22 protein-coding genes are annotated in these 10,856 nt (G+C 32.4%); all 22 read left to right on the top strand.

All coding sequences use genetic code 11. The annotated features are described in order from the left end of the window. Position 1: 1 nt before the first annotated feature. The 22 genes from BUA82_RS14750 (at position 2) to BUA82_RS14655 (ending at position 10,846) form a co-directional block, all read left to right on the top strand. Complete coding sequence (locus BUA82_RS14750; protein WP_073009865.1) at positions 2-895, top strand: DNA-methyltransferase; 894 nt, start codon at positions 2-4, stop codon at positions 893-895. Positions 896-1,059: 164 nt separating this feature from the next. Beyond that, positions 1,060-1,287, top strand: a complete 228-nt coding sequence (locus BUA82_RS14745; protein WP_073009862.1) for a hypothetical protein — start codon at positions 1,060-1,062, stop codon at positions 1,285-1,287. A gap of 5 nt (positions 1,288-1,292) precedes the next feature. Further along, positions 1,293-1,721 carry a single-stranded DNA-binding protein gene (locus tag BUA82_RS14740; RefSeq protein WP_073009860.1) on the top strand — a complete coding sequence of 143 codons (429 nt, stop codon included), beginning with the start codon at positions 1,293-1,295 and terminating at the stop codon, positions 1,719-1,721. Between the two features lie 15 nt (positions 1,722-1,736). Continuing rightward, complete coding sequence (locus tag BUA82_RS20730; RefSeq protein WP_178140739.1) at positions 1,737-1,892, top strand: hypothetical protein; 156 nt, start codon at positions 1,737-1,739, stop codon at positions 1,890-1,892. A gap of 6 nt (positions 1,893-1,898) precedes the next feature. Continuing rightward, positions 1,899-2,126, top strand: a complete 228-nt coding sequence (locus BUA82_RS14735) for a hypothetical protein (protein ID WP_073009858.1) — start codon at positions 1,899-1,901, stop codon at positions 2,124-2,126. 15 nt (positions 2,127-2,141) lie between these two features. Then, positions 2,142-2,465, top strand: a complete 324-nt coding sequence (locus tag BUA82_RS14730) for a hypothetical protein (RefSeq protein ID WP_073009854.1) — start codon at positions 2,142-2,144, stop codon at positions 2,463-2,465. A gap of 38 nt (positions 2,466-2,503) precedes the next feature. Continuing rightward, positions 2,504-2,674: a hypothetical protein gene (locus tag BUA82_RS20725; protein ID WP_178140738.1), complete on the top strand. Its 171-nt coding sequence runs from the start codon at positions 2,504-2,506 to the stop codon at positions 2,672-2,674. 65 nt (positions 2,675-2,739) lie between these two features. After that, on the top strand, positions 2,740-2,991 hold the full coding sequence (locus tag BUA82_RS14725; RefSeq protein WP_073009852.1) for a hypothetical protein: 252 nt from the start codon (positions 2,740-2,742) through the stop codon (positions 2,989-2,991). A 34-nt stretch (positions 2,992-3,025) separates the two neighbouring features. Continuing rightward, the gene (locus tag BUA82_RS14720; protein ID WP_073009850.1) at positions 3,026-4,030 is read left to right on the top strand and encodes a DNA cytosine methyltransferase; all 1,005 of its coding nucleotides are present in this window, start codon (positions 3,026-3,028) and stop codon (positions 4,028-4,030) included. Positions 4,031-4,068: 38 nt separating this feature from the next. Further along, complete coding sequence (locus BUA82_RS14715) at positions 4,069-4,254, top strand: hypothetical protein (protein WP_073009848.1); 186 nt, start codon at positions 4,069-4,071, stop codon at positions 4,252-4,254. 30 nt (positions 4,255-4,284) lie between these two features. Further along, complete coding sequence (locus BUA82_RS14710; protein ID WP_073009846.1) at positions 4,285-4,470, top strand: hypothetical protein; 186 nt, start codon at positions 4,285-4,287, stop codon at positions 4,468-4,470. A 37-nt stretch (positions 4,471-4,507) separates the two neighbouring features. After that, a complete protein-coding gene (locus BUA82_RS20720; RefSeq protein WP_178140737.1) occupies positions 4,508-4,906 on the top strand; it encodes a hypothetical protein in 399 nt (132 codons plus the stop codon). 42 nt (positions 4,907-4,948) lie between these two features. Next, on the top strand, positions 4,949-5,212 hold the full coding sequence (locus tag BUA82_RS14700; protein ID WP_073009843.1) for a hypothetical protein: 264 nt from the start codon (positions 4,949-4,951) through the stop codon (positions 5,210-5,212). A 176-nt stretch (positions 5,213-5,388) separates the two neighbouring features. Beyond that, complete coding sequence (locus BUA82_RS14695) at positions 5,389-5,853, top strand: hypothetical protein (protein WP_073009839.1); 465 nt, start codon at positions 5,389-5,391, stop codon at positions 5,851-5,853. A 5-nt stretch (positions 5,854-5,858) separates the two neighbouring features. Continuing rightward, complete coding sequence (locus BUA82_RS14690; RefSeq protein ID WP_073009834.1) at positions 5,859-6,287, top strand: RNA polymerase sigma factor sigma-70 region 4 domain-containing protein; 429 nt, start codon at positions 5,859-5,861, stop codon at positions 6,285-6,287. A gap of 194 nt (positions 6,288-6,481) precedes the next feature. Continuing rightward, on the top strand, positions 6,482-7,486 hold the full coding sequence (dcm, locus tag BUA82_RS14685; RefSeq protein ID WP_083599960.1) for a DNA (cytosine-5-)-methyltransferase: 1,005 nt from the start codon (positions 6,482-6,484) through the stop codon (positions 7,484-7,486). A 117-nt stretch (positions 7,487-7,603) separates the two neighbouring features. Then, entirely contained in the window at positions 7,604-8,011 is a 408-nt protein-coding gene (locus tag BUA82_RS14680) for a hypothetical protein (protein ID WP_073009831.1), read from the top strand. A gap of 68 nt (positions 8,012-8,079) precedes the next feature. After that, the gene (locus tag BUA82_RS14675) at positions 8,080-8,262 is read left to right on the top strand and encodes a hypothetical protein (protein WP_073009828.1); all 183 of its coding nucleotides are present in this window, start codon (positions 8,080-8,082) and stop codon (positions 8,260-8,262) included. A 31-nt stretch (positions 8,263-8,293) separates the two neighbouring features. Beyond that, entirely contained in the window at positions 8,294-8,572 is a 279-nt protein-coding gene (locus tag BUA82_RS14670; protein WP_242948982.1) for an HNH endonuclease, read from the top strand. Positions 8,573-8,576: 4 nt separating this feature from the next. After that, a complete protein-coding gene (locus BUA82_RS14665) occupies positions 8,577-8,783 on the top strand; it encodes a hypothetical protein (protein ID WP_073009825.1) in 207 nt (68 codons plus the stop codon). Between the two features lie 109 nt (positions 8,784-8,892). Further along, positions 8,893-9,201: a P27 family phage terminase small subunit gene (locus tag BUA82_RS14660; RefSeq protein WP_073009821.1), complete on the top strand. Its 309-nt coding sequence runs from the start codon at positions 8,893-8,895 to the stop codon at positions 9,199-9,201. Continuing rightward, positions 9,185-10,846, top strand: a complete 1,662-nt coding sequence (locus tag BUA82_RS14655; protein WP_073009819.1) for a terminase TerL endonuclease subunit — start codon at positions 9,185-9,187, stop codon at positions 10,844-10,846. Before BUA82_RS14660 ends, BUA82_RS14655 begins: the two co-directional genes overlap by 17 nt. Positions 10,847-10,856: the final 10 nt, after the last annotated feature.

The raw sequence follows: 10,856 nt of genomic DNA, 5'->3' as shown, positions 1-10,856 counted from the left end.
TATGCAGTATACATCAAAGAATTGCGCTTTATATCATGGAGATTGCACGGAAGTAATAAAGTCTATACCTTCAGATAGTGTCCATTTAATTATTTCTAGCTTTCCTTTCGCTAATCTATACACATACTCAGATGATTTAAGAGATTATTCCAATGTTAAAGATTTAGAACAGTACTTTAAGCAACTGGACTATTTAATACCAGAGCTGTACAGGGTAACGGTACCTGGTAGAGATATATGCCTTCATGTTAAGCAGATACCTAAATTTAAAGGTAGAGATGGGCATATAGGATTAATAGATTTCAGAGGCATGATGATACAAGCATTTCAAAAGCATGGATGGATATATTGGGATGATATAGACATATGGACAGATCCGGAGATAGAAGCTTTAAGAACTAAGGCAAGCACAATAATATATAAAACTTATCGTACAGCTGCAGAGAATACCAGGACAGGGATGCAAGATATCTTAATTATCATGAAGAAGTGGAGTGATGATGCAAATACTCATGTTACCCATGGTTATAAGGATGATATAGAGTATGAGCAGAATAGAAAACTATGGTCCAAGATAGCAAGCCCTTGTTGGTTCGATATAAACCGTATGAATGTGCTAAATGCTAAGTTAGCTAAAGATGAAAAGGATGAAAAGCATATGACACCTTTGCAATTAGACCTAATTGGAAGACTTATAGAATGGAGGACTAATGAAGGTGAAATAGTAATGGACCCTTTTAACGGAGTAGGCAGCGTTACCTATGAAGCTGTAAAGCATAAGCGCAAAGGATTAGGAATAGAGCTTAAGCAATCTTACTTTGAACAGTCTATAAAGTACATGAAAGAGTTAGAAGATGATTCGCAAATAAACATTTTTGATATGTTAGAAAGCTAGGTGATGATTATGGAACAGATCCTAAGCGATATTCTTTATCTATATTTTAGAGGGTACAAGCTAAGCAAGGTTTTAGAAGGAATAAAATATTAAGGTTTATAACACATATGAAGAGGCAAGGGGCTTACCTCTCCCTCTTCATGAAAAATAAAGGAGGAAAAAGAATGCAAGCAGGATTAATTATAGTTTTAGTTTTAATAGCTTTAATATCTGGGATTATTATCGGAGCTGTAGCTATGGAAATTAGCAATTTAGATACATTAACAGGATACTTTGCTATGGAGCGCTGCTATAACAGCATGGCAAGCAAAGGAAAAGCAACAGAAATATTAATAAATAACAGAGATTTATATAAAAAATATATAAAGTTTATTGAAAATAGGTGGGAGTGAATTGCATGAATAGAGTTGTTCTAATAGGAAGATTAACAAAGGATCCTGACTTAAAATATATAGCGGAAAGTGGTACCCCAGTTTCAAATTTTGTACTAGCGGTCAATAGGCAAAAAAGAAAAGACCAGGAGAAACCGGAGGCTGACTTCATTACGTGCGTAGCCTTTGGGAAAACAGCAGAAACTATTGCTCAGTATCTAACAAAGGGAAGACAGCTAGCTATCTCAGGAAGTATTAGAACTGGGAGCTATGAGGCTCAAGATGGTTCGAAAAGATATACAACAAGTGTGTATATAGATAGCTTTGATTTTATAGATTCAGGAAGCGGGCAAATTAATAGGAAAAATAACTCAAATAACTTTGCTGGTACTCCTTATGATAATGAATACGGAGATATGCAACAGGCAAATGATGATGAAGATATACCCTTTTAAGAAGGTGAAATAGAAATGAGTAATAAAGAAGAGTTTATGAAATATGCAGAGAAGAGGATAAGAGAAAAGAAAGAGACTAAGAAAAAGGGCAAGAGAGGCTTTGAACTTCACTGTAGAGAGCATGACAAGGGTAAAGAAGAGGACCAGGGTATGGAAATAGAGGGATGGTGAATTAATATGCTGGCAGATGTAAATAAAACAAAGGAATATAGTTTTCAACAAGCCTGGAAAATGCTAAATAAAGGGGATGTGATGACAAGTAAGGATACAGGGTATAGTTATAAAATTGATAAGTCTGATAAAAGAAATAAGTTAAAATTTTATAATCCAGTAATAGCTTGGTGGCAGGAATGTGACTATGTTCTTACTAAAGAGATATTCGGATTATGGTATACACAATTTTAAAAAGGAGAGAAGGCAATGAGTAAATACAATAAATTAACTAAAGACTTAATTGAAGCTTCAGCAGCAAGCACTGAAGCCGGTAAAGGTGAAGATGGTGGTACTGCCAATCTTGATAGTGTATTTTTAAGATTACCTAATTGGAGAGAAGAAAAGGTAATAGAGGCTATTAAACGGGCTGGTTTGTATTGCATAGGGAAAACACAATGGATAGGAGAAGGATATATGATTAGTCCCATATGCTGTGGACAAGGGAATAGCAGAGCAAGAGCTATGCAAGCCATGAAGAAGGTATTAACTGATAAGGGATATGATGTATTAAGTTACTACCAAATGGATTAGATGCACTTTGAAATCAATGCCAATGAAAGGAGAACATCATGGAAAAAATATGTGCTTGTTGTGGAATGGTAATTGAGGAAGGTGAATCCTACTTTAAATGCTTAGAAAACTTTCTATTGGTAAAGTTTTTCGACAGCGAAGAGGATAATATATTTTGTTCAAAAGAGTGCTTTTGCGAACAATTATTTTTAGAAGAAATTGATTCGTAGTGCATAGCAAAACTTAAAAAGTACATTTGATTTAGAGAAGTTATAAATCAAGAGGAGTGAAATTAATGCTAAAAAATGAAGAGTTAGTTAATTTAAAAAAATATTCATTTGGGAAATCAAATTTACTATTAGAAATTGGTGAAGATATTGAAAATAAATTTTATATAAGACCGATTAGATGGAGTGGTTCATATAAGGATGGGAAGTTAACAAAGGGGAAATGCTTAGCAAGATTTAATACAAAAAAAGAAGCGGTAGATGCATTAATTAATATTTGTGGATATTCTAAAGGATTAGCAATGAGACTTAGTTTGTAATATTAAAAGAGTCCGGAGGAAAGGAGAAATAATATTGATTAAAATTCTTGAATTATTTGGTGGTATTGGTGCGCCACGTAAATCATTAATAAACCTTGGAGTAGATCATAAATGTATTGATTATGTGGAATGGCAACCGAACAGAGTTAAAGCTTATAATGCTCTTTATGATCATCGACACAAGCCACAAGATGTTAGAGGGTGGAACTTAAGACCGGATATATTAGTGCATGGATCTCCATGTCAGGACAATAGCAGAGGAAATAAAAAACGTAAAGGGGCTGCTATAGGTTCACGTTCGCAACTAATGCTAGAAACGTTAAGGATAATTAAAGAGATGGGTGAATGGAAGCCTAAAGTAGTTATCTGGGAGAATGTGAAGGGTGTACTTGATAAAGATGTAATTTCAATATTTAATTACTACCTACAACAGATGGTGGATATAGGATATACAAATTCATTTGATGTACTAGATGCACGTAACTTTGGTATTCCTCATGCTCGTGAAAGAGTGTTTTGTATATCTCTATTAGGAAATTCAAAATTCGATTTTAGCAAGTTGAAGCACAGACCTATGAGAAACATTAAAGAATTTTTGGAGTATGGGCCAGATGATAAGATTCCAGAACAATATTTGATTACAATTCCATCGATGCTTAATAAGATAAAAGAATTCAATCCTAATCCAACTGGAAGTTATAAACGTCAATTAGATGTTATAGATGGGTACTGTTATACAATAACTGAAAGGCAAGATAGATGCCCAAATGCAGGCATTATTCGATTAAACAAACCTCAATATCGTTATTTAACAGAACGTGAGTGTTGGAGATTACTTGGGTTTGATGATGAAGATTATGATCTTATGGTAAAAGAATTTCCCACAAAAGAAGGTAAACGCAATGCAACTCTATATGCATTAGCTGGTAATAGTATTGTAGTACAGGTTTTAGAAGCTATTTTTGAAGTGATAATAAAAGAGGATTATGGAACTGATTTAATAGCAGATTCAAGTGGGCAGTTGCAGCTGATCTGTTAAGTCTCAATATGAAATTATTGTGAAGGAAAGGTGATAAAATGGCAGGGTTTAGTAATAGAGAAGAGCTTCAGGATTTGCTTTTAGATGAAACACAAGAAGTTGTTCAAGAAGTTATATACGGAACTGGTTTGAAAGATATGAGTATGGAAGAAGCAAGAAATAAATTAATTGCTTTAAGCAATAAAATTTATAACTATAGGAAATTAAATCCTAAAGAATGTTAAGACAAAATACAACTAGTTGGAGGGGGAAAAATGAAAATAATTGTTAGTGAATTTGGATGGAGAGATAAATGTTGTGGTTGTTGTAGAGATATCCAAGGCACAGAAAAAGTTTATATGCTAACTAATATAGTTGGAATTAGCGGTTCTATTCATCTATGCGAAGAATGTATAGACGAAATTTCTAAGTCTAAGAAACTCGAAAGTATTAAGAATTAAATCGCAATTCAAATACAGGGTGAAGGGAGAAGTTTTAATGAGTAATGAAATATTTGATAAATACTTTGTAATAAAAAGAGAAGATGTCAATAAATATCTCAATGTTAAAGACAAAGATGCGTTTTGTAGGTGTATAGAAGTTATATCTGATAGAAGAAGTATAGATGATAAAAAGTGTAATCAATATCTAGTTGTTAATAAGGATGAACCATATGCAGCATTAGTTAAAAAGTTAATTCTAGGTGAAGTGACAGCGAGAGAAATTATAGAAGCTATAGCTAGGAATTGTGTTGCTTGGGATACTTCAAAAGATAAAAGAGAAGGGTTGTTGCCTGAGGTTGCAGTATTCACAAATCCATATTTGTACGAAAAACTTACTGGAGAAAAATACGCAAAATATAGAGCTATAGATAAATTTAATATAGGCGAAGATTAAGTCGGACTTCAAATATATTATGAAATGTGGAGGTAAATATTTATGGGATTTATAGCAAAACAACCTAATGGGTTATACTGTAGATTTTCTACTGTAACTGATTGTCCTACACATTATAATTTAACTAAAGAAGATTACTTAAATAATACTACTAGGACTGTGCCAAATAGAAAAATTGGTGAGGATGTATTAAATAATCATCTTAAATCTTTTTCAGAGGTTATTGATAGGTTTATACCCAATAATATGTCACAAGAAGATTTTGATAGATTAGTAAAGATAATGAGTAGTGAGGTGTTTGAATGAAATATGATATACCATATGAACATTTGGAAGATGAATTACAGATAGAGAGGGAAAAAGAATAGTTTGTAATTCAAGATATTTTGTGAATGAAAAAAGATGTACTTAGGAGGGTATTAAACGGAAAGATTCCTTTTTGAGTACATCAAATAAAGAAATTACAAAAGGAGATTTTATTAATGGAGCAAATGAACAAAGAATTAATAAGCAAGATTGAAAAAGCTTTAAACATAAAATTCTATGAATGGCAGCGCAAATATCTTTTAAATGAGGCAATGCTGCTAGATATGAGAATGACTGGACGTTGTACTGGGAAAACACTTGCACATATTATTAAACAATTATTTGAGAGTTCAGAACCGCTTTTACTAAGAAATAAGGATGAGATATTAGATAAGGCTGACTGGTGGTGTTGCGAAATCAGAAAAGATAGAGCTTTGAGAAATCCTTATTTAGAATGGTACAAGCATGAGTTGAAAGGCATATATGAAGAACTAAATGAGGCAGGCATAGTTACTAGAGAAGTTATTTATAAAGAAGAGGCAATTAAATTTGAACCAATAGAAATGGATTGCTTAGTTTGTACTCTAAATAAAGAAAGCTCATGTGTTGACTGTTGCAGAGATTGGGACAATGAGGAGTGATACAAATGAATAGGTATACACAAGAGCAACAAATAGCAGAATGGCTTAGGGAATATAATTCGTATAAGGCAGGCATAGAGAACTTAACAGAAACATTAAATGATCTTTCAGAAGAGGGATTAGGAATAAATTATGATAAAGATCCTTCTGGACCAACAAATAAATTTAATAGCAGAGTTGAAAATGTTGTTATAAAAATAGACAAGCTTAATATTAAACATAGAATTAAGATAATGACTAACATAGTAAATTCAGTCGATAGAGCTTTAGCAAGCTTAACAGATATTCAAAGGAAAATTATAATCAGCAGATGCATTGAAGGGAAATACTACTATCAGTTTTGTTACCAACTATGCATAAGTGAAAGAACTGCAAGAAGAATAAAAAAAGAAGCTTTGCATCAAATGTCGATTGTTATATTTGGAAAAGAATAAGTTGGCCGTTTTTTGGCAAGATGTTCTTCTGAAAATGAGGTAAAGTGGTATTAAGTAAAATTAAATAAAGCAAGAGTGACAGAAAAGAAGCTGTTAGGATTATTGTCTTAAGAGCTTCTTTTTATATTTGTTATGGCTTAAGAGTGTGTACAAGATTAACCCATAATTAAATATATAAAGGAGACATAAATAATATGATAAAAACTTTAAGTCTATTTTCAGGAATAGGCGCATTCGAAAAAGCTCTAGAGAGTTTAGATATTAGGCACGAGGTAACGAGTTATTGTGAAATCGATAAATATGCAAGCTGTGGTTATAGTGCAATTCACGATATAAGTGAGGAATATAACTTAGGAGATATAACAAAGGTTGATATTAGCAGTCTAAAAGATTTTGATTTATTAACCCATGGTAGTCCATGCCAAGACTTTTCTCTATCTGGTAAAGGGCGAGGTGGAAATGAAGGAACCAATACCAGGAGTAGCTTAATGTGGAACTCGGTTGAGATAATAAAAAGAAAAACACCTAGTTATGTCATATGGGAGAATGTCAAAGGTGTTCTATGTAAGAATCATAAACATAACTTTGAAAAATATCTTAATACCTTAGATGAATTAGGATATAAGAATTATCATAAAGTACTTAATAGCAGGGATTCTGGAGCTCCTCAAGGGAGAGAAAGAATTTTTGTTGTTTCTATAAAAAATGATATAAATAAGAATTTTAAATTTAAACAGAGAATAAATGAAGAGCTTAAACTAAGAGATATACTTGAGGATAATGTAGATACAAAATATTATTTAAAAGGTAATCATATAAAATCCTTAACAAAAGAATTTGAAGGAAGATTGAACAATAGGGAAGCAAGTAAACTAGGATTAATAAAAGTTGGAGATATTAAAAATCCTAAAAGTTTTCAGATGAATAACAGAGTGTTTTCAAAGGATGGAGTTTCACCTACATTGACAACAACTAATCCAGTTAAGATAGTTGAATGTAGAATAAGAAGTTTAACTCCTTTGGAATCATGGAGAGCAACCGGATTTAGTGACGAAGATTATTGGAAAGCAAGAAAAGCACTAGAAAAGAAATTCTATAAAGGTAAGGATAGAACAGATTCTCAGATGTATAAAATGTCTGGAAATAGTATTGTAGTTGATGTACTGGAAGATATATTTAGAGAATTATTTATTGATTAGTAAAATAAAGATATAAGTGTATATAATGAAACACATTGAGTCATAATGTGTCGAATGATTTATGAAGGATTACCTCCTTATTTGTAGAAATTTTTATAGAGAAAGGGGGTGTTTTTAATGTATACAGATTATTCAGATGAAGTTGTTGAGAGTTTAAGAATTATAGATTATGAATTGGTAGAATTAAAAATTATAAATGAATATTTCACTGAGCTTATTCAAGGAAAAAAGCTTGAAAGTTCAAAAGTATTCTATGAGAAGTCAACCCAAGAACATATAAAATATATAAACTTGTTAGGAGAACACACTTCAAGAATAAAAATAAAATTAGAAATAAATAAAGAATCAGGATTATTGAAAGAATTTAATGAAATTTTAAAGAAGAATAACCCTAATTTCATTGATACTTACAATGATGGTTGCAATAATGAATGTTTAATTGATTTTAAAGAATCATGTGATTCGTATATTGATTATATAAACAAACTTAGGAAATGGTTAATTAACTTTGCAAAAACACATTAAAAACTAAGAGCTCTTAAAAGGGCTCTTTTTTAATGCATAAAAAGAAAATCATTAAAGGGGAAAGAGGTATGGCCAAGCTAATATTTAGTAGAGAGAAGTATATGAAAGATAAAGGACTATTAAGCTATATTCATAATAAGTATTGGGTTAATAAATGCAACGGTAAAGAAGTAAAGAAGGTAACAGGCAAATATGAGTGCGGAATATACATTGTAAATCTAGAATGGTGTAATAACCTAGAGGAGCATTAGAATAATGAGGATGGAACTCTTAGAGGCAATAATGAAAGGTGACGTCTTAAAGTTCTATAAATCCATGGAATGGTTAGATAAAAGAACTGACATATTAGAAAGAGATAACAATGAATGTCAGAAGCATAAAGCTAGAGGAAAATTTCATTCTGCTGAGTGTGTGCATCATAAGGAGCACTTAAGGGATAGGCCGGACTTAGCTCTAACAGATAGCAACTTAATAAGCTTATGCAATAGCTGTCACAATGAAGAACATCCTGAGAAGTTTAATAATAAACCCAAGGCACAATTAAATGAAGAAAGGTGGTAATGAGGTGGATAATATGGACATTATGTATAAATGTTTAATATGTGATAAGCAGGAGGTTGTTAAGGCTAGCGACCATAGGAAAGATGGAAGAAGTTGCAAGTACTGCGGAGGACATTTATCACCTATTGGATATGTTGGAATAGATTTAGGAAAGGGTAAAGATAAAACAGTACGGGTATACCCCCCGGTCGAAAAAAATGAAAAACTCTAGGAGGGTGTAGAAACGGGAAGGAGGGTCGACAAAACGTCTGGCTCGCGCGTGTGAGAAAAAAATAAATATAAATTACAGTATTTTACATTTGAAAGGAGGGATAAAAAATATGGCTAGTGCTAGAAAAATCAAGGAGTCACTAAAAAAACAACTTGAAGATAAAGGAGCAAATGTTGAACATTTTAGTAGTTTAATTGATGATTATTTATGGTATTGGAACCAGGAAAAAGCTATGCAAAAAGATATAAAAGACCGTGGATTTATGTTCGAAACAACTTCAGCTTCAGGCTACACAATTGAAAAAGAAAATCCCTCCGTAAAAAATGCTGTAGCGTATAATAAACAAAAGCTTGCTATTTTAAAAGAACTAGGATTAAGAACTGACAATGTAGTGATTGATGATGATGACGAGTTATAAAAAGCTTGTACCTGAAATACAAAATTATATTGACCTAGTTCGTAGTGGAGAATTTGAAGTTTGTAAAGAGCAGCTCCTTTTATGTGATATTGTAGAAAAATGTTTTAATGAGGAAAACTTATTTGTAGATGAAACACAACTTAATAAATACCTAAGTTTAGAGAAATACTTCCCATTTAAGCTATTACCCTGGGAAGTATTTTGCTTTACTCTTCACAATTGCACATATTCAAAGCCAGGTATATTAAGATGGCCCGACTTATTTATTTTAGTAGGTAGAGGAGCTGGAAAGAACGGGTACCTAGCTTTTGAAGATTTTTGTCTTATATCTGAATATAACCCAGTTAAAAAATATCATATCGACATTTGCGCTAATAATGAAGATCAAGCAATGACTTCCTTCATGGACGTTTATGATGTTCTTGAAGAAAATAAAAAGAAATTAGAAAAGCATTTTGAATGGAATAAAGAAGTTATAACAAATAAAAAAACTAAATCACAGTTAAGGTTTAGAACTTCAAATGCTAAAACAAAAGATGGTGGAAGGCAAGGAAAAGTCGATTTTGATGAATACCATCAATATGAAAATTATGACACTATTAATGTTTTTAAAACTGGACTAGGTAAAAAGAAAAATCCACGAACCACTATTACCACCACTAATGGAGATGTAAGAGACGGACCACTAGATAAATTAATTTCTAGAGGAGAACAGATACTAAACGGAGTTATTAATGATAATGGTTTATTAGTATTTATCTGCAAGCTAGACAGTGAAGACGAAGTCCATGATCCAAAGATGTGGAATAAGGCTAACCCTTCTTTATACTATTTTGATGAACTAAGAAGACAAATGGAAAAAGAGTACATTGACTATAAAGATGATCCAGTGGGCAACTCTGCATTTATGACTAAGAGAATGAATATTCCTAAAGGCAAAGTGGATCGAGAAGTAACTTCTTGGGAAAATATACTTGCCACTAATCAGCATATTCCGGATCTAACTGGAGCTACATGCAGGATAGGTATAGATTATGCAAAAACAACGGATTTTGTGTGTGTTGGGCTGCTATTCAAATTTAAAGGTAAATATTATTGGGTATCTCACACTTGGGTTTGTAAAAAGTCTAAGGATTTAGGAAGAATCAAAGCACCATTAAAAGAGTGGGGGGAACTTGGCCTATTAACTTTTGTGGATGGTCCTGAAATACCTCCGGAAACTCCAGCTCTTTGGTTAGCAAAGCAGGCTCAAAAATATAATCTTACAATCCTAGGCATGGATAACTATAGGTATACTCTACTAGCAAAAGCCTTAAGAGAAGTTGGTTTTGATACAGATAAACAAGGAGCTAATAATATAAAACTTACCAGGCCAAGCGACCAGATGAAGATATATCCCATTATTAATAGTGAATTCACTAACCATAATATAGTTTGGGGAGATAATCCTTTAATGCGTTGGTATACAAATAATACTTGTCTTAAGCCTGAAAAATATGACAACTATACCTTTGGAAAAATTGAACCTAAGAGTAGAAAAACAGATGGATTTATGGCTTTTGTTGCTGCTATGTGCGCAGATGGTATAGAGCTGCCAGATAGTGGGGAAATAGTAGATTTCGATTTTGGAGTTTACACATATTGAGGAGGGATGA

The sequence above is a fragment of the Clostridium amylolyticum genome (assembly GCF_900142075.1).
GTDB lineage: Bacteria > Bacillota > Clostridia > Clostridiales > Clostridiaceae > Clostridium_AA > Clostridium_AA amylolyticum.
Note: the sequence above shows the minus strand (reverse complement) of the source record. Positions and strands in the feature narration are given on the sequence as shown.

Bases quoted from the DNA above. Each gene is read 5' to 3' on its own strand.
- BUA82_RS14750 (WP_073009865.1), top strand. From the start codon at position 2: ATGCAGTATACATCAAAGAATTGCGCTTTATATCATGGAGATTGCACG.
- BUA82_RS14745 (WP_073009862.1), top strand. From the start codon at position 1,060: ATGCAAGCAGGATTAATTATAGTTTTAGTTTTAATAGCTTTAATATCT.
- BUA82_RS14740 (WP_073009860.1), top strand. From the start codon at position 1,293: ATGAATAGAGTTGTTCTAATAGGAAGATTAACAAAGGATCCTGACTTA.
- BUA82_RS20730 (WP_178140739.1), top strand. From the start codon at position 1,737: ATGAGTAATAAAGAAGAGTTTATGAAATATGCAGAGAAGAGGATAAGA.
- BUA82_RS14735 (WP_073009858.1), top strand. From the start codon at position 1,899: ATGCTGGCAGATGTAAATAAAACAAAGGAATATAGTTTTCAACAAGCC.
- BUA82_RS14730 (WP_073009854.1), top strand. From the start codon at position 2,142: ATGAGTAAATACAATAAATTAACTAAAGACTTAATTGAAGCTTCAGCA.
- BUA82_RS20725 (WP_178140738.1), top strand. From the start codon at position 2,504: ATGGAAAAAATATGTGCTTGTTGTGGAATGGTAATTGAGGAAGGTGAA.
- BUA82_RS14725 (WP_073009852.1), top strand. From the start codon at position 2,740: ATGCTAAAAAATGAAGAGTTAGTTAATTTAAAAAAATATTCATTTGGG.
- BUA82_RS14715 (WP_073009848.1), top strand. From the start codon at position 4,069: ATGGCAGGGTTTAGTAATAGAGAAGAGCTTCAGGATTTGCTTTTAGAT.
- BUA82_RS14710 (WP_073009846.1), top strand. From the start codon at position 4,285: ATGAAAATAATTGTTAGTGAATTTGGATGGAGAGATAAATGTTGTGGT.
- BUA82_RS20720 (WP_178140737.1), top strand. From the start codon at position 4,508: ATGAGTAATGAAATATTTGATAAATACTTTGTAATAAAAAGAGAAGAT.
- BUA82_RS14700 (WP_073009843.1), top strand. From the start codon at position 4,949: ATGGGATTTATAGCAAAACAACCTAATGGGTTATACTGTAGATTTTCT.
- BUA82_RS14695 (WP_073009839.1), top strand. From the start codon at position 5,389: ATGGAGCAAATGAACAAAGAATTAATAAGCAAGATTGAAAAAGCTTTA.
- BUA82_RS14690 (WP_073009834.1), top strand. From the start codon at position 5,859: ATGAATAGGTATACACAAGAGCAACAAATAGCAGAATGGCTTAGGGAA.
- dcm (WP_083599960.1), top strand. From the start codon at position 6,482: ATGATAAAAACTTTAAGTCTATTTTCAGGAATAGGCGCATTCGAAAAA.
- BUA82_RS14680 (WP_073009831.1), top strand. From the start codon at position 7,604: ATGTATACAGATTATTCAGATGAAGTTGTTGAGAGTTTAAGAATTATA.
- BUA82_RS14675 (WP_073009828.1), top strand. From the start codon at position 8,080: ATGGCCAAGCTAATATTTAGTAGAGAGAAGTATATGAAAGATAAAGGA.
- BUA82_RS14670 (WP_242948982.1), top strand. From the start codon at position 8,294: ATGAAAGGTGACGTCTTAAAGTTCTATAAATCCATGGAATGGTTAGAT.
- BUA82_RS14660 (WP_073009821.1), top strand. From the start codon at position 8,893: ATGGCTAGTGCTAGAAAAATCAAGGAGTCACTAAAAAAACAACTTGAA.
- BUA82_RS14655 (WP_073009819.1), top strand. From the start codon at position 9,185: ATGATGACGAGTTATAAAAAGCTTGTACCTGAAATACAAAATTATATT.